This window comes from Chryseobacterium paridis (assembly GCF_016595215.1).
GTDB classification, from domain to species: Bacteria; Bacteroidota; Bacteroidia; order Flavobacteriales; family Weeksellaceae; genus Chryseobacterium; species Chryseobacterium paridis.
The window spans coordinates 2,155,836-2,173,873 of record NZ_JAENHK010000010.1; the positions used below are offsets into that span (position 1 = coordinate 2,155,836).

General features: G+C 34.2%; 12 protein-coding genes and 1 tRNA gene. 10 read left to right on the forward strand and 3 right to left on the reverse strand.

Translation table 11 applies throughout. From position 1 onward, the window contains the following. Positions 1-30: 30 nt before the first annotated feature. From thrA to JHL15_RS19280, 7 genes are all read left to right on the forward strand, one after another. Positions 31-2,487, forward strand: a complete 2,457-nt coding sequence (thrA, locus tag JHL15_RS19250; protein ID WP_200248401.1) for a bifunctional aspartate kinase/homoserine dehydrogenase I — start codon at positions 31-33, stop codon at positions 2,485-2,487. Positions 2,488-2,498: 11 nt separating this feature from the next. Further along, entirely contained in the window at positions 2,499-3,428 is a 930-nt protein-coding gene (locus tag JHL15_RS19255; protein ID WP_200248403.1) for a homoserine kinase, read from the forward strand. A gap of 15 nt (positions 3,429-3,443) precedes the next feature. Beyond that, entirely contained in the window at positions 3,444-4,757 is a 1,314-nt protein-coding gene (thrC, locus tag JHL15_RS19260) for a threonine synthase (protein ID WP_200248404.1), read from the forward strand. Further along, entirely contained in the window at positions 4,754-5,122 is a 369-nt protein-coding gene (gene folB, locus JHL15_RS19265; protein WP_200248406.1) for a dihydroneopterin aldolase, read from the forward strand. The genes thrC and folB overlap by 4 nt, the downstream gene beginning before the upstream one ends. A gap of 33 nt (positions 5,123-5,155) precedes the next feature. Continuing rightward, on the forward strand, positions 5,156-6,520 hold the full coding sequence (locus JHL15_RS19270) for a DUF4403 family protein (protein WP_200248408.1): 1,365 nt from the start codon (positions 5,156-5,158) through the stop codon (positions 6,518-6,520). 28 nt (positions 6,521-6,548) lie between these two features. After that, complete coding sequence (locus JHL15_RS19275; protein WP_200248410.1) at positions 6,549-7,064, forward strand: RDD family protein; 516 nt, start codon at positions 6,549-6,551, stop codon at positions 7,062-7,064. 50 nt (positions 7,065-7,114) lie between these two features. Then, a tRNA-Cys gene (locus tag JHL15_RS19280) sits at positions 7,115-7,185 on the forward strand. A gap of 692 nt (positions 7,186-7,877) precedes the next feature. Here the strand turns inward: JHL15_RS19280 and JHL15_RS19285 are convergent. The 3 genes from JHL15_RS19285 to JHL15_RS19295 form a co-directional block, all read right to left on the reverse strand. Continuing rightward, on the reverse strand, positions 7,878-8,960 hold the full coding sequence (locus JHL15_RS19285) for a hypothetical protein (protein WP_200248411.1): 1,083 nt from the start codon (positions 8,958-8,960) through the stop codon (positions 7,878-7,880). A gap of 255 nt (positions 8,961-9,215) precedes the next feature. Next, positions 9,216-12,986 (reverse strand): fibronectin type III domain-containing protein, encoded by a 3,771-nt coding sequence (locus JHL15_RS19290; protein WP_200248413.1) that lies wholly within the window; start codon positions 12,984-12,986, stop codon positions 9,216-9,218. 301 nt (positions 12,987-13,287) lie between these two features. Continuing rightward, a complete protein-coding gene (locus tag JHL15_RS19295) occupies positions 13,288-13,734 on the reverse strand; it encodes an Lrp/AsnC family transcriptional regulator (RefSeq protein ID WP_200248415.1) in 447 nt (148 codons plus the stop codon). 96 nt (positions 13,735-13,830) lie between these two features. On the opposite strand from JHL15_RS19295, the gene JHL15_RS19300 reads away from it, so the two are divergent. The 3 genes from JHL15_RS19300 to JHL15_RS19310 all read left to right on the forward strand — a co-directional run bounded on the left by JHL15_RS19300 (position 13,831) and on the right by JHL15_RS19310 (position 17,936). Beyond that, on the forward strand, positions 13,831-14,691 hold the full coding sequence (locus JHL15_RS19300; protein WP_200248417.1) for a DMT family transporter: 861 nt from the start codon (positions 13,831-13,833) through the stop codon (positions 14,689-14,691). Between the two features lie 1,002 nt (positions 14,692-15,693). After that, positions 15,694-16,251 (forward strand): YMGG-like glycine zipper-containing protein, encoded by a 558-nt coding sequence (locus JHL15_RS19305; protein ID WP_200248418.1) that lies wholly within the window; start codon positions 15,694-15,696, stop codon positions 16,249-16,251. A gap of 53 nt (positions 16,252-16,304) precedes the next feature. Then, complete coding sequence (locus JHL15_RS19310; RefSeq protein ID WP_234047814.1) at positions 16,305-17,936, forward strand: LIC_10190 family membrane protein; 1,632 nt, start codon at positions 16,305-16,307, stop codon at positions 17,934-17,936. Positions 17,937-18,038 lie beyond the last annotated feature (102 nt).

Below are 18,038 nucleotides of genomic sequence, written 5' to 3' on the forward strand. Positions count from 1 at the left end.
TTAATTTTTCATAACCTTAAAAAATAAATGATGAAAGTCTTAAAATTTGGTGGAACTTCCGTAGCAAATGCACAGGCAGTTCTACAAGTCGAAAAAATCATTAAAAAAGAATCTGCTAATCAACGGATCGTCGTTATTGTTTCTGCCTTACATGGAGTTACTGATGTACTGATTAACACAGCAGAACTCGCTTCTCAAAGTGATGAAAATTATCTACAACACTTAAAAGATCTAGAAGAAAAACATATAGCAATCGTAAAAGAACTTTTCCCTATTTCCGGGCAGAGTTCATGGTTAAGTTTTGTAAAAAAACATTTCAACGATATTGAGGATCTGTGCAATGGTATCTTTATTCTGGGTGAGCTGACTCCCAGAACAAAAGATAAGTTAACCTCTTATGGGGAGTTTCTGTCCTCAAATATTATTGCAGCAAGATTACAACTTGCAGGATTGGATGTTGTATGGATGAATTCTGCTGATCATATAAAGACAAATAGCAACTATACACATGCGAAGGTTGATTTTATCACTTCTGAAAAGAATCTAAAAAATTATTTTGAAAAGAATCATAATCAGATTTTTCTTGCTCCCGGATTTATAGCAAGTGATGAGAATGGCAACAGAACAACTTTGGGAAGAGGGGGTTCAGATTATTCCGCTTCTATTATTGCGTCAGCAATTGATGCTCAGGAACTTCAGATATGGACTGATGTAAGTGGGATGATGACTGCTGATCCAAGACTTGTATCCCAGGCCAAAATCATTCCTGAAATATCTTATCAGGAAGCGATGGAACTTTCCCATTTTGGAGCTAAAGTCCTCTATCCTCCAACTATTCAGCCGGTCATGATCAAAAATATAGATCTACGGATTAAAAATACATTTGATGATGAAGCTTCCGGAACTTTAGTTACACACTGCTTACCATCTTATGGTAAAGATCAGGAACAGCAACAAATAGCTGTTGGTATTTCCAACATGAATAATATTGCACTTCTTACTTTACAGGGAAGTGGTATGGTAGGTGTTCCCGGTATCTCAGCAAAATTATTCCAATGCTTAAGTCATGAAAAAATAAATGTGATCCTTATTACCCAAAGCTCATCAGAACATTCCATCACCATCGCAATTGATCAGAAGGAGGTTTTCCACGCTGAAAATGCAATTAATTCTGCATTCGAAGATGATTTGAGACTAAAAAGAATAGAACCTGTACAAATTGAAAACAGGCTTTCTATTGTAGCACTTGTTGGAGAAAATATGAAAAGCAGAAGCGGTGTAAGTGCAAAAATGTTTGGTTGTCTTGGAAATAATGGGATTAATATCCGGGCTATTGCACAAGGCTCTTCGGAAAAAAACATAAGCATTGTCATTTCAGAAAACGACACTAAAAAAGCAGTTAATATCCTTCATGAAGAATTTTTTGAATCAGAAGTAAAACAGATTCATCTCTACATTTGCGGAACTGGTAATGTGGGTACTAAATTAATCCAACAGGTTTACGCTCAGAACAAATATCTGAAGGAGCACCTTTCCATGAATCTTAGAATTGTGGGATTATCTAACAGCCGAAAAATGGTTCTTTCTAATCAGGGAATTTCAGAAAATGAATATGCTGATCTTCTTGAAAACGGAGAAATAGCGTCGGCACATAAGTTTAGCAATGAAATCAGAACCCGAAACCTAAGAAATTCGGTCTTTGTTGATCTCACTGCAAATGCAGAAGTCCCGGAAATCTATGAAGATCTTTTAAAGAAGAGTGTCAATATCGTTGCCTGTAATAAAATTGCTGCCGCCTCAGATTATGAAAATTATAAAAAGTTGAAAAGCCTGGCCAAAAACCACAACTGCAAATTCTTTTTTGAAACAAATGTGGGCGCCGGACTCCCCATAATAGGAACAATTAATGACCTGGTAAGAAGTGGTGATGCTATTACCTCTATTCAGGCAGTGCTCAGCGGTACTTTGAATTTTGTTTTTAATCATTATGATGGCACTCAACTATTCTCTGAAGTTGTAGCACAGGCCCAAAAAGAAGGATTCACAGAACCCGATCCAAGACTTGATTTAGCAGGAACAGATGTGGCACGAAAAATATTAATCCTTGCCCGTGAGGCAGGTTTTCCATTAGACTTCAATGAAATTGAAAATATTGGATTTCTACCGGAAGAATGCATGCAGGGAGATGTAAAACATTTCTACAAAATGCTTGTTAAATATGATGACCACTTTAAAAACTTATTTGATCAGGCTAAGAGGGATGGCAAAATTTTAAAATACGTTGCCGAGTTTAATAATGGGAAAGCAAAAGTAGGATTACAACATATAGCTCCTGACAGCGACCTTTATCATCTCTATGGAAAGGACAATATCGTTATTTTCAAAACTTTGAGGTATTCTGAGCAACCGCTCGTAGTAAAAGGAGCTGGTGCTGGTGCTGAGGTCACTGCGAGTGGTGTTTTTGCAGATATTGTACGCTCTGTGTAAAAAAAAGAAATATGAAAAATATAAAAATTAAAGTCCCGGCAACTATCGCCAATCTGGTTTGTGGTTTTGATATCCTTGGAATGGCTATCAATGAACCTTATGACAAAATGGAAGTAAAGTTATTGAAAACATCAGATATTATTATACATCACACAGATGATTTCGGTCTTCCAGTAGAAGCTTCAAAGAACGTAGCCGGCATTGTACTTATGAAAATTCAGGAACATCTGAATATAAAAAATGGATTTGAACTTACTATTCATAAACACATCAAACCGGGAAGTGGACTGGGTTCAAGTGCTGCAAGTGCTGCAGGAGCAGCTTTCGCAGCGAATGCTTTGCTGGGAAATATTTTAACCAAAGAAGAGGTCGTTCATTTTGCTATGTTTGGAGAAGAGCTGGCTTCCGGAGTCAGACATGCCGATAATATTGCACCCTGTATTTATGGGGGAATAACACTCGTGAAATCTTCTGATCCCATCGATATTATTTCTTTAAATGCTCCTGCTTTATTTGTTGCAGCAGTTCATCCACAAGTGGAAGTGAAAACTTCAGATGCCAGACAGATATTGAAAAAAAATATTCAACTTAAAGATGCCATTACGCAGTGGGGCAATATTGCAGGGCTCATCGCCGGTATTGAGAAAAATGATCTGTCCTTAATTGGAAGAAGTCTGAATGATGTGATTGTAGAGCCTGTTCGTAGTATTCTGATCCCTGAATTTGAAACGATCAAAAGAAAAAGTTTGGAACTCGGAGCATTGGGAGGTGGAATTTCAGGATCCGGTCCATCTATTTTTATGCTTGCAGAAAAGAAAGAAACTGCACAAAAACTTGCCCATATGATGAAATCAGTTTATGATCAAATTGATATAGACAGCTTCGTATATGTGTCTGATGTTAATAAAACAGGAATTAGCATTGAAGAACAAAATTTTTAATCATAATTAAGTAAAATGAATTATTATAATTTAAAAGATAAAGAAGAACAGGTCAATTTTAAAACTGCATCCATTAAAGGGCAGGGAAAAGAAAAAGGTTTATTCTTTCCAGAAAGGATTCCTCTATTTGACAAAAATTTTATTGAGAATCTGAATCAGTTTTCAGATGAAGAGATTGCCTTTCGTTGCATGAAAGATTTTGTGGGTGATGAGATTCCGGAAGAGGATCTTCGTCGTATCATTTCAGAGACCATCTCTTTTGAAATTCCTTTAAAAAAAATCAATGATACCATTTCAGTATTAGAATTATTTCATGGTCCCACTTTAGCTTTCAAGGATATTGGAGCACGTTTCATGAGCCGCTGCTTATCCTATTTTTTAAAAGATGAAAATAAAAAAGTGACTGTTCTTGTTGCCACTTCAGGAGATACCGGAGGTGCGGTTGCTCATGGTTTTTACAAAGTCAATGGAATTGATGTCGTGATTCTTTATCCTAAAAACAGGGTGAGTGCAGTACAGGAAAAACAACTTACAGCTTTGGGAGAAAATATCACAGCATTGGAAGTGGATGGCAGTTTCGATGATTGTCAGAATCTCATAAAACAGGCTTTTTCAGATATAGAGATTACTTCAAGCCTTTTCCTTACCTCAGCCAATTCCATCAATATTGCACGATGGTTACCTCAACAGATCTATTATCTGCTGGCTCTGAAACAGTGGCAGAAAACTGAGACAGGAAATCCTGTCATTTGCGTTCCAAGCGGAAATTTCGGAAATATTTGTGCTGGAATTCTTGCTCATTTTAGAGGATTACCTGTTGAACATTTTATTGCGGCCTGTAACACAAACGATGTAGTTCCAAATTATTTAAAGACAAAGATTTTAAAACCCAAAGAGACAATAGCTACCCTTTCCAATGCAATGGACGTAGGTAATCCCAGCAACTTTGTTCGGATTTTAGAATTATTCCAACATCAGTTTGAAAATCTCAGTGCCCATCTTTCAGGATATTCTGTAAGCGATGAAAATACTTTAAACATCATTAAAAGAGTTTATGAAAGGGATCATTATCTTCTCGAGCCTCATGGAGCAGTTGCTTATGTGGCACTTAAGGATTATCTTAAGGAAAATCCAAGTAAAAAAGGATTTATTTTAGAGACAGCTCATCCTGTAAAATTTCCCGAATCTGTAGAAAAAGCCATTGGTGAAAAAATCAATATTCCAGAGTCGTTAGCTGATTTAATGAGCAGGGAGAAAAAAACAGTTGAAATTAATTCTGATTTTGAAGAATTAAAACGATTTTTGCTGAATAAAAATTCAAATTTATGAGCAAAATCTTTTTAGAAGATGTCAAAATATATGCGTACCATGGTGTTTTACCTGAAGAAAACATCATTGGTACTTATTATATAATCAATGCTGAAATCCATACAAATTTATGGAAGGCTTCTGAATCTGATGATCTGAATGATACCATTAGTTATGTGGATATCAATGAGATTATCCATAATGAGATGAAAATTAAATCTAAACTTTTAGAACATGTTGCAGGGAGAATCATCTTAAAAGTTCATGAAAATTTTCCTGAAATTTCTTATATTAAGCTAAAAATTACCAAAACAGCACCTCCTATGAAGGGAGAAATGAAGGGGGCAAGTATTGAACTTGAAAAAAATTTCAACCTAAATAATTAAAATTCTTAATTTCACTCTCTAAAATTTAAAGAATTGAAATCCATCAAAATATTATTTATACTGCTTTGCATCAATGCTTTTGGACAAACAAAAGTTGATAATCAATTAGCAGATTACAATTTTCCGAAGATAAAATCCAGCATTACGATGCCGGTAACAATTCCTCTTTCTGAAATTGGAAATATGGTCAATGCTTCTGTAAAAGAGCTGATCTACCAGGATGACTCCTATACGGATAATAATAATGATCAATTTAAAGTAAAGGTTTGGAAAACCCGTCCAATAAGATTGGTAGGAGGAACTAATCAAAATCTTCTGATCGAAGTTCCTTTGAAAATATGGGCAGAGAAAGGGATTGGTACTCTGGGAATCTATTCGTATCAGAATACTACTTTTGAAACGGTAATGTATTTCAACACCACCTTAAACTTCAAAAATAACTGGACGATTGTCACCAATACTCAGCCAATGGGATTCAAATGGGTAACAAAACCTGTTTTGGATTATGGAAAAATTCAAATTCCTATCACACCTCTTGTGGAGAAGAGCCTGAAAGAACAACAGGAGAAATTCTGTAAAACAATAGACCAGCAAATGGGCACTCAGCTGAATTTTCAACAATACGCTGTAATGGCATGGAATGTTTTTTCTCAACCTTTTAATATTTCTGAAGAATATAATACATGGTTAAAAGTAACACCAGTAAATGTAAATATTACTCCATTGAAATTTTATGGGAATCAGATTGATGCGAATATCGGGATTGATATTTATTCTGAAACGTTTACAGGGAATAAACCTGCGGCTTCACTGCCTATAAAAACGGCTGGTAATTTTAATTTCATACCGGTTCTTGGGGATCAGTTTTCTCTTCAGACTACGGCTAATGTTCCTTTTACAGAAGCCTCCAATATTGCCAGAAAAATGTTTCTTGGGAAAGAATATGATGTTCGGGACTCAAAGGTAAAGATTACTGATATCAGAGTATACGGGATTGAAAACAGAATTATGATTGAAGCTCAAACGGAAGGATATATAAAAGGGACAGCTCTCATTTCAGGAATTCCTGTTTATGATGATGCTAAGAAAAAAATTGTCTTATCAGATACCAAATTCAAGCTGAAAACAATGAACATTCTTCAAAAAACAGCAAGTTTACTGTTCCAGGGAAAAATTGTAAGGATGATCGAAGAAGAATATGGCATTCCAACACAGGAGTTGGTGGATACTTCTAAAAAAAGTATTGAAGCCGCTTTTAATAAGGAATATTACAAAGGGCTAAAAATGAATGGAAGAGTTTTCAACCTGAAACCTAGCCAAATCCTTTTAGGAACTTCTGGAATTACCGCTGTCATTGATACCAACGCCTCATTAAAATTAATCATCAATGGAATCTAAATAATAAAACCAAAACTAAACTATAACCATGAGAAAATATTTACAAATTGTTGACAGGCACAGAGCCTCGCAAGGTCTTAGACTGGCTAATTACATTATAGATTTCATTGTTAGTTATATCTTCGTACTTATATTGTTAGGATTGTCAGGTATTACCTATGCGTTTATTACAGGCAGTACCGTAGAAGAAATAGGCTATAGAATGGAAAACATGAATCCAATGCTGGATCGGTTAATTACCTTATCAGCTTATCTTTTTGTGATGTTTCTCACTGAAACCATTTCGAAAGGACGAAGCCTTGGTAAATTGATTACAGGAACCAAAGTAATTATGATTGACGGAACCTCCCCTTCAGTAGGCAATTTTCTATTAAGAAATATTATCCGAGGAATCCCATTTGTAGATCCTTTATCATTTTTGGCTGATAAAAGCGGACTTCACGATAAATGGAGCCAAACCTGCGTTATTGTAAAGAAAGATTATGAGGCTGAGTTACAGCTGAAAAGCGATATAAACACCTTGGGAACGAAAGAAATTATCTAAAAAACTTTGTTTCATTCAGAAAAATTTTTATATTTGCACACCTCAAAAATGGTACTTTGGCCGAGCGGCTAGGCAGTGGTCTGCAACACCATCTACAGCGGTTCGAATCCGCTAGGTACCTCACTTAAAATCCCTAAGGGCTTTACAACAAGCTAATTAGGGATTTTTTGTTTTTATGAATTTCAACATAATTCCAACAAGCTTTTATTATACAAAACACTTAAAAAAGAACGATACCAAGGGTTTCTTATCTCATCCCTTTTTTCTTTAAACGTTACTGTAGTACTTATGACTACGATCATACAATTGATATTCAAATACTTACTAAATTTGAAATAAACTAGTAACCCGTCATTTATATTTTATCGCTTCCCGATTAGGGAAGCTTTATATGAAACACTTTTTAAATAATATACCTCTGGAGTCCTTTATTAAAGGGCTCCTTTTTTTGTAAATAAAAAATCCCCAACCGAAGTTGAGGATAAAAACTAATAACCATGAAAACTCAAATTAAACATGAGTTGCGTTGTACATTGAAATATCGTGCCAATAATTCTATTCCTGACTATTTTAACTTTATTTTAAGAGAAAAGATGAAATAGTGCATAAAAATTCTATCTTTTCCAGCATCATTAGACCAGAAATACATATTATAGAAAGTTTTATTTTTCAACACACATCTCTTAATATATTAATCATTTATTCAAACTTCTGATCAAAAATAAAACCCCAGGTATTGCTACAAGAGGTTTTATACAATTCAAACTTTTATTTCATATCATTTATACATTATCTCATTTGAAATTAAAATTATTAATTTCTAAAGAATCTCATAAACATATAATCACCCACTGCTCCTACTTCGGAAGCATAAAACATCCTTGTAGAAAGATTATAAGATTTTACCGTGGTACCATCAATAGGAGCTGGATCATAAGTATCAAACTGCATTATAGTACCCTCAGAATTTTGAGCTCCATAACTATAGGTTTCTATCCACGTGTTTGGTTGTAGTGTATAGGGACCATTGTAAGTTGTACTGGAATTACTTGTATGCCCCCAAACGGCAAAATAGTAAGCATAAATTGGATGATTGGTCATATTTCTAAACGAGATCGTGCCCGCGGTATTCGTACCGTTATACCTCACTTGAAGGTCTCCCAGCTGAACAACAGAATTGGTAACCGTATTCGCATTAATGAATCCCTGATAATTCACACTTGACCCACTTTGGGTTCCTGATGACTGATTCGTTTTGTACCATTTTGACCCATCATTATAGTATATGCCGGGAGTTACATCATTGGGCGATATTCCGGCAGAAGCTGTATTATATACAAGCATTCCCGCAGTATGCGAGGTTAAAGGAATAGGAGAAGTGGTACTTGTAAGGGCTACTCTTGGCATTAGAAGTCCTTTATTTGTTGCTGAAGTTTCTAATATAGCATCACTATTTGGAACTGCAATACCAATTCCAACATTTCCGGTACCTGTAAATCCCAAACTATTACCTCCCAAGTTTACATTTCTATTTCCCGCAAGGGTTCCATCACTATCATAGATATTATTTCCTCCACCCCCACTCCCTGCAAATTTCTGCCATGCAGTCCCTTCAAAATAATAATAGCCTGTTGCATTAATATTAGCAGTTTGTCCCGTTGCAGCCCCCGTTGAAATATCATTGATATAAATTAATGTTCCATTTGGAACCCCAGACATGGTAAAAGCTCTTAACCTATCAATTCTAGGTGCAATAATGCCATCAACGCTTGTTGCTGATATATTTTTTGCAACAACATCTAAAGTAGCAGCAGGAACAGTCGTATTTACACCAACCTGCGCCTTAAATAAGGTAATACACCCAAAGATTCCCAATAGAATAATTTTGTTTTTCATTTGAATAGTTTTTATGTTATACTTTAATGTAAAATTGAATTTTAATGGCCAATTATAAAATAAGCAAACGAAAACAATCAAAACACCCTTGTAAAACAGCAAAATAATCAACTGATTACCACTACATTAAAGATAATATTTTATTTTTAAATAATTCTAATATTATTGATTTATTTTTAATAAAATAATAAATAAGAGAAAAAAAATAAGCCCTCATTTCTGAGAGCTTATTTTTATTTAACAATTATTTTAATATTATTCTTTGATAAATTTCTTTTGGGCTGTACCCTGAACATCATCAATATCTATAACATATACTCCGTGGATCAGACTGCTTACATCAACTTTATTATTTAAAATAATTCCGCTGGTGATAAGCTGACCTGCAGCATTGTATATTTTGTAATTAGCTCTTTTGCTAATATTTTTAACATTCAATATCGAACTAACCGGATTAGGGAAAATAAGGATTTCCGTTTGATTAGTTGGGTTAGGTACAGGATTTTTAGAAATTTTCACTGTATAATCTTCTACCTCACCGTTAGCAAAACCTGTACAATTTACAGGAATTCCTTCTCTCTGCATTGCTACTCTCATCACAACATATTTGTAGTCTGTTGTACTCACAAATGCATCAGTAGGTACACTGAATGTTCCCTTAATTGGAGTTGTAGTATTTTGTGAAGAAACGAGAATTCTTTCATTAATATCAAAAGATCCGTTTCTGTTAAAGTCAATCCATACGGCAATACCTTCATCATAGGTAGTTCCTGTCCATGACTTCTCAATAGAGATCTCATTACCTGTTGATCCTTGAATCAGCTGTATAAATTTAGTATCATCCGCTGTAAAGTCTGAATAGGTACTTGCACCTGTACTACTCTCCATAGTTGGTTTATTCGTAGGCTTCACAGTAACTTTTGAAATAAATTCAGATGCTGAGCTTGTAGATGCCATTGGACAATAAACCACTGTTGGTGTCGTGAAATAGTAAGGAAGCGTATATGTTCCTGGTGTTCCATTACAAATGTTAGCCACTTCCATTTCATACTTCGTCAATTCCAATAACCCTGTAATGATATAGTTATTGTTCGTTACCGTAACAGTTGTCCAACTTGGAATACCTACTTTTCTGTATCTCAACACATAGGTAGCTCCAGGGAAAGGATCCCAGATTACTGTAGCTGTAGTGGTTGTTAATTGAGTTATCGTTAGTCCCGGAGGAGGCAGATCACAAGTTCTCTCCGTTGTAAAGACTTTTGGACTAGACCATCCGTTGAATGTAGTTTCATTGTCACACTTATTAGCAATCTGAACTTCATAAGTAGTATAAACATTCAATCCTGACAACAGATAAGTATTGGTTGGCGCTGCTGGTAATGGAATATCGGCACTCCATCCTCCTGCACCACTACCTACAATTCTATACCTCATTTTATATGTTGAACTAACAGCAAGCGGTCCCCAAGTAATCAATGCAGACGTAGTTGTTATGTTACTTACTGTAACATTCGGAGGTGTAGGATCACATCTTGTCGTAAACTGATTGTGCGAATATACTCCCGGAACACTATTACAAACCGCTGCTACTTCCACCTCATATAAAGTTGCCGGTAACAATCCTGCTAAGTTATAAGTATTATTTGTTGCAGGAGCAGCTACAGCAGCTACACTTGCCAATAACCATGTAGTAGAACCTACAGGTCTGTATCTTATATTGTAAGAAGCACCTCCACTATCTTGTGGCCATGTTAAAGTTGCCGTATTATGCGTAATAGCACTCACTGCAACTACAGGTGTTGCAGTACTACAGATCAATAGTTTTATATTATCTATAGCAGCAGGGGGTTGAGTACCTCCACTACTATCATTTCTCCATTCAAAAACCAGACGCATTGTAGTACCCGCAAAACTACTAATATTTAATGTAGAGTTAAGGTATGATTGCCATGTAGTCTGTTGATTGTAATTGGCTCCTAGCTGAATTCTTCCAGCTCCTGCAGCAATCTGAACTCCCGCTGTAGGCATAAAAGATGCCGGAACCAGCCATACTCTTAAATAATCGTAAGTACTTTCTCCGTCTGCTTTCCAATCAAAAGATAAAGTAGCAATAGAAGCTCCCGCAGGAACAGCAATATCTCTATATGCCTGTGTTACACTGGTAGAACCTGTGTTATAAGCATTTGTTGTTCCATTGGTATTGGAAATATAAATGGAATTAGCAGGATTACCTGTAGCATTACCATAAGCCCATTTATTAACTTGAGTTCCACTTGTAAATCCAAAATCATTACTTGCAGAGAAATTCTGATTATATGGAATAGTTGCAGGTATCTGAGTTGTGGTAAAAGTTGGACCGCCAATCCAGAAACTACTATCCGCTGAACTACAAACAGACTTTACCCACCAATAATAAGTTGTATTTGGGGCAAGAGTTGTCAAGTTTACTGATGTTGTAGTACTTGTTCCTGTTGGAGGAGTTCCTGCAACAGGAGGCATATTCGTTGTGGTAAGATAATAAGCATATCCATTTGCTGGTGCCGGAGTTGGTGCTGTCCAGCTTAATGTTGCTGCAGTAGCTGTTACACCATTTACCAACATCGCTGAAGGAACAATACATGTAGGAATAGCCAGATTAATATTATCTATAGCTACAGGAGGTTGAGTTCCTCCACTACTATCATTTGTCCACTCGAAAACCAAACGCATTGTAGTACCCGCAAAACTGCTTAAGTTTAAATTGGTATTAAAATAGGTTTGCCAACTTGTTTGTTGATTGTAATTACCACCTAATTGAATTCTTCCTCCACCAGCTGTAATCTGACTTCCTGCAACTGGCATATAAGATGATGGAACTAACCATACTCTTAAAAAATCCCAATTGCTTTCTCCATCTGCTTTCCAATCAAAAGATAAAGTAGCAGCAGTAGTCCCAGCCGGAATGATAACATCTCTGTACGCATGAACATAACTGGTTGAACCTGTCGCATATTCATTAGTCGTTCCATTAGTATTGGAAATATAAATAGAATTAGCCGGATTACCTGTAGCAGAACCATAAGCCCATTTATTGACCTGAGTTCCACTAGTAAATCCTAAATCATTACCTGCAGAGAAATTCTGACTATATGGAAGTGTTGCCGGTATCTGTGTGGTACTAAAAGTAGGTCCACCTACCCAGAAACTACTATCCGTTGAGCTACAAACAGACTTCACCCACCAATAATACGTAGTATTGGGCGTAAGAGTAGGTAAGTTTACTGACGTTGTAGTACTTGTCCCCGTTGGAGGAGTTCCTGCAACAGGAGGAGTATTCGTTGTGGTTAGATAATAAGCATATCCATTCGCTGGCACCGGAGTTGGTGCAGTCCAGCTTAATGTTGCGGCTGAAGAAGTTATTCCGTTCACTACCATAGCTGAAGGAACAATACATGTCGGGATAGCCAGGTTAATATTATCTATAGCTACAGGAGGTTGAGTTCCTCCACTACTGTCATTTGTCCATTCAAAAACCAAACGCATTGTAGTACCCGCAAAACTGCTTAAATCTAAATTGGTATTAAAGTAAGTCTGCCAGCTCGTTTGTTGGTTATAATTACCACCTACCTGGATTCTTCCTCCACCAGTAGTAATCTGACTTCCTGCAGTTGGGGCATAAGATGATGGAACTAGCCAGACTCTTAAAAAATCCCACGTGCTTTCTCCATCTGCCTTCCAATCAAATGAGAAGGTAGCAACACTAGTTCCTGCCGGAATGATAACATCTCTGTAGGCATGAACATAGCTGGTTGTCCCTGTGTTATATGCATTGGTTGTCCCATTGGTGTTCGAAATATAAATGGAACTGCCCGCATTTCCAGTAGCTGAGCCGTATTCCCACTTATTAACTTGACTTCCATTAACCAGTGTAAGATCGTTTGCCGTCGAAAAATCCTGAGCATATGGCAATGTTGCGGGTGCCTGTGCATAAAGTCCCACATCGATCAAACACAGAAGAAGTATTAAAAAAATAGAAAATCTCTTCATAAGTTGTCATTATTAATATTAATCCTACAAATCTAAATCGTTTTTTCATAACATTTATTATGCAGATGGATATTTTTTATGAGATTTTTCAAAAGCCTAACTTCATTTTAAATTATAAAAACGACTAACATCAAATACATTTCAAAAGCCTAATACATTAAAATGCAGAATGCTAATCATAGTAAACAAGAAAAGAACCTCAATTTTTTCATTTAATCATTTGGGGGCTAGGTAAATGAGAAAGAAAATTGTAGAAAAATTTATAGTGAAAAATTTAGTTTGGGAAGAAAGGAATGGTAAATTAACTTCCCTCAATTTGAACAAAATCCCTTTCTAAAGGAAAAGCTAGTATACGAAATGTTGAGGTTCTTCCATGTTTACTGAAACGAGTTATGATTTCTTCCAGTTGAAAAATTCTCCTAGTAACTAAATGTATGATTAGACAAAATTCTCCGGTAGACTTCATAACTTTCAAAATACCGTTTATATTTTCAATTTCCTTTAAAAATGGAGGAATGTCACAATAGGGAATATCAATTCCTATTATAACATTTTCATTAAACCCTAGTTTTTCATAATCTAAATTTACAGTAAATGACTTTATAATTTTTGCCTCTTCCAATTTTCTTATCCTTTCTGCAACAGCAGGCGATGTTAATCCAATTTTGCGTCCTATTTCTACGTTGGATAAACGGGAATTTCTTTGTAATTCGTTTAAAATAGCGTAATGAAGTTGATCTAATTGCATAATTATTTAGAAATTAAAGTTTTGTAATTAAAATCTTTAATTACAAAAGTTATTCCTTTTGATCAAATATTGAAATTTGCTATATAAAACAATCTGATGAAATTTAAAATCAATATTCTTTTAGCTTTTCTGGCAGTAATGAGTCTTGCAACTGGTGGAATTTTTGTAAAATTGAGCAGTTTGCTTCCAATAAATACAGCCTTATACAGAGTTATCTTCTCCTTAATTTTTTTAATTCCGTTTATTCATAAGAAAATACGAATGGTAGACAGGAAATCATGGATTATAATTTTGTTCAGTGGTGTTTTCCTTGCTGTAGATCTGATCCTTTGGAATACTTCTTTCCAATTTACATCAGTAGCGAATGCAAATCTTTTTGTAAATCTAGTCCCTTTCACTACCATTCCTTTATCTTATTTTATTTTCAAGGAAAAACCAAGCAAAAATTTTTTATTAGGTCTTGTGATCTGTATCATAGGCATTATTATTTTAATGTCTGGAAAATTTAGTATTACAAACAGTGGAAATTATAAAGGGGATCTTCTGGCATTTAGTGCGTCTATTTTTTATGGTTTATTTCTTCTCAGTGTATATAAAGTACGATTAAAAGTTGATGCCCCTACCATTATGTTTATCAGTGGGCTAGGATCGATTCCTGTATTACTACTTGGCACAATACTATTTGAAGGACTACAATATCCTGTAACACCTAAAGAAATCTCTATATTATTGGGATTAGCATTATTATCCCAATTACTTGGACAAGGATTACTAAGCTATTGTTTAGGGAAAATAAGCATTATGCTTTCTTCGGTTATTATTCTTAGCCAACCAGTATTTGCGGCTGTTTATGCTTATTTTCTTTTTGAAGAAACATTGTCTTTAAAGGAAGTCTTAGGAATTATCATTATTCTAACTGGGATATATTATGCTAAAAGAAGAAAGGAAGCTATTTAAGTTAAAATATTATTTATTTTAGTAATTCCTCAAAAAATAACACTTAATAACTAAAAGTTACATTTAATAATATTTTAAAAATAACAAACGGCCTCCTGAGAGGCCGCAAAAAACACAAATGATGAAAAAAATCTATTTCTAGAATTGAAATAGAATATCTTTAATATTACTATTATCTTTTTAAATATTCCTTTGAAATGTGGTAAATCATAATCCCGATTTAAATCTTTTTCTAACAATCACAAAAAGATGAACTATAAATATTACCCAAAGAAATACAATAACTTAATCAAAAATAAACGAATAATCAAAAATTTCTATAAATATAGTTTTTAAAAATTAAAAAACATTATTTATTTCTAATATAAGTGAATAAATACACCATCAAACACCTGTTATAAAGGAATTCTATTCGCATCTTATTCAAATAAATTATTGATCATCTTCCTAATTATTTTCATTCGATCATTAAAAGGTAAAGTTTTTAAATGAATGTTATTATTACACCGAACATTAAAGATGGGCTGAATGTATTTTGATTATAAAAAAACAATGATCAACATTTTGTTAATCAAAAATAATTCTTTTCTATGAATTTAATTAGAACCCACAATTAAATGAAGGTTACATTATTAATTAAAGATCCCCAGAATAACCGGGGATCTTGATGAATAATATTTTAGAAGACTATAAACTTTTCTACTACTAAAAGCTTATTAATACTGCCGCAATTTCCATGCCTGAGATATTATAATTTAACAACTCAACCCATAAATTAACTTTCTTAGGAATTAATTATAACTAAAATAATTCTATTCACAAGTAAATCAATCGTTTATCATATGAAAAGAAGATATTCACAGAAATTTTTAAAGTAATTATTCATTTTTTTTGATTTCTTTTTGATTTTTTAACATCACTTAACTAAAATTTGGCTTCATAATTGAAAACAACTATAAAGCTGTAATCGTTTTGATTTGGCAACCTAATAAAATTTGAATTATGAAGAATATTGTATTAACAGGTTTATTGTCAGTATTTTTGATGACAGCTTGTAAGAAAGATGATCAGGTGGCTGAAAAGTCATTAGAACAGCAGAAAATTGAATTTCAAGCAAAACAGCTTGATATAGAGAAACAGAAGTTAGCCATAGAAAAGGAAAAAATGGTCTATGAATCTCAGAAAAAAGCAGACAGCATTGTTGAAGCAAGTAAATCAAAAGCAACAGCTTCAAGAAATTCTGAACCAAGAGTAATTACAAAAACAAGAACAGTATATAGAGACAGAGAATCTCAATCCAACAATAATGGATCATATGCTAATAATGATAATAATTCTTCACAAGGAACCAGCCAGGGAACTACTAAGAAGAAAGGGATGAGTAAAGCAGCCAAAGGAACCATTATTGGTACCGTGGGTGGTGCTGCCGCTGGTGCCATTATCAGTAAAAACAACAGAGGTTTGGGTGCAGTAATTGGAGGTGTTGTAGGTGGAGCAACCGGATACGCAATTGGACGATCTGGGGATAGAAAAGATGGAAGAGTGCAACCTCGTAATTAAGAATTATACTATAAAAGAATAAAAGATTGCTTATTTTTAGGCAATCTTTTTTTATGATCTTAATTCTATTTTCTTTCATTATCATTGTTTCAACCCTGTTGGGTGTTGGAAGAATTATGGAATACTGTTTTGGAAATCTACTTCCGGGATTATCAGGAAAAATTTTTGCCGGAGTATTACTAACAAGCATAGCATGGACTCTTCTGGCTTTTTTTATTCCCATCAACTTATATGTAGAGATATTCACTATAATCATTGGTCTTTTCTTCTTTTTTAAAGAAAAATTGTATCATGAGTTGTATACCTTTTCAAAGAAAGATACAATACTGATTATTGCCATATCATTAATTATACTTTTCTGTAGCTCTTATTACCCCTATATACTAGATCATTTTGGATATTATGTCCCTTCTATCAAATGGCTAACAGAATATGGTCTAGTAAAAGGTATTTCTAATTTGGATCTTACATTGGGACAGATGTCTGTCTGGCATATATTCCAGGCTGGGTTTTCTAATTTTGCAGATCCATTTTTAAGAATCAATGCTATTATTCTAATTGTATATACCATTTATATTGTTGAGAAAAAATCATGGGTTCAGCTAGCGTTTCTTCCAATTATGTTTTTGTTCTCTCAATCACCAAGTCCTGATCTGCCCGTATTTATTTTTTCGTTAATCATTTTAAATGAAATAATTTCAGCCAATAAGAATGTATCTCTACTGTTTGCTTTTTCGATGTTTGTTTTTACGATAAAGCCGACCATGATATGGCTTCCTGTTTTGAGTTTGCTCTATTCTGTCCTTATTGTAAAATCGAACATAAAAAATCTGATATTTGGCTTCTCACTGCTCATTCTATTTTTCATCAAAAATATCTGGACTTTTGGATATCCGGTTTTTCCTGTTCCCATAGCTGACCTTGGAGTATACTGGAAACCCAATCCGGAAATATTAAAAAAATCATCACAATTCGCCATTCAAAAAACCTATGATATGCAATATACTTTTGAAGAAATTCAAAAGTTCTCATCTCTGGATTATATAAAAAATTGGTTATTTCTTAATGGAATTAAATCGAAGATCAATATTTTATTCATTCTTAGCCTTCTTGTTCTTATTGTATACTCAATCAAAAAGAAAAATACAACGATCTACTTAATTGTTATTTCATTACTAGTAAAGGTAATTCTGGTTCTTTCATTTTCTGCTCAGTATCGGTTTTTTATGGATGTATTTTTTGTGATATTTTTCATTCTATTCTATCAGTATTTTAATCGTAAAAGATCTGTGATTACATTTTTAGCAGGAAGCATTTGCATCATTGCTTTTTTATCATTCCCATCATTTGTTGCCACTCACCTGCCTAGTTATAAAATGGCAGGTTTCATGGGTAATTTTGAAAAACAACAAATTTACGAGCCCTCTCAATACCCATCCACAGCCTTTGAAACTTTCAAGATTGGAGATTTAAAATTCAATGTTTCCAAAAACTATCCTTATAATTTTAAGACACCCGTTCCTGCGATATCTCACAGTTATATTCTTGATGATATAAAAGCTAATATTTTTCCACAACCAATTGACAAAAATAATTTGGGGAAGGGATTTATCTGGAAACGACTGGATAGCCCGGGGAAAAAAGAAGCTGATCGGGTTTCTGATATCATAACCAAAAACAATTAAAACAGCTTAACACTTTTGTTAATTCTCTAAACTTTTATTATAAAATGATAAAAAGAACATTTGTACTTTCAGCACTACTATAAAATCAAAACCTAAAGAGAT

Coding starts and splice junctions, on each gene's coding strand:
- thrA (WP_200248401.1), top strand. CDS start 31: ATGAAAGTCTTAAAATTTGGTGGAACTTCCGTAGCAAATGCACAGGCA.
- JHL15_RS19255 (WP_200248403.1), top strand. CDS start 2,499: ATGAAAAATATAAAAATTAAAGTCCCGGCAACTATCGCCAATCTGGTT.
- thrC (WP_200248404.1), top strand. CDS start 3,444: ATGAATTATTATAATTTAAAAGATAAAGAAGAACAGGTCAATTTTAAA.
- folB (WP_200248406.1), top strand. CDS start 4,754: ATGAGCAAAATCTTTTTAGAAGATGTCAAAATATATGCGTACCATGGT.
- JHL15_RS19275 (WP_200248410.1), top strand. CDS start 6,549: ATGAGAAAATATTTACAAATTGTTGACAGGCACAGAGCCTCGCAAGGT.
- JHL15_RS19285 (WP_200248411.1), bottom strand. CDS start 8,960: ATGAAAAACAAAATTATTCTATTGGGAATCTTTGGGTGTATTACCTTA.
- JHL15_RS19290 (WP_200248413.1), bottom strand. CDS start 12,986: ATGAAGAGATTTTCTATTTTTTTAATACTTCTTCTGTGTTTGATCGAT.
- JHL15_RS19295 (WP_200248415.1), bottom strand. CDS start 13,734: ATGCAATTAGATCAACTTCATTACGCTATTTTAAACGAATTACAAAGA.
- JHL15_RS19300 (WP_200248417.1), top strand. CDS start 13,831: ATGAAATTTAAAATCAATATTCTTTTAGCTTTTCTGGCAGTAATGAGT.
- JHL15_RS19305 (WP_200248418.1), top strand. CDS start 15,694: ATGAAGAATATTGTATTAACAGGTTTATTGTCAGTATTTTTGATGACA.
- JHL15_RS19310 (WP_234047814.1), top strand. CDS start 16,305: ATGATCTTAATTCTATTTTCTTTCATTATCATTGTTTCAACCCTGTTG.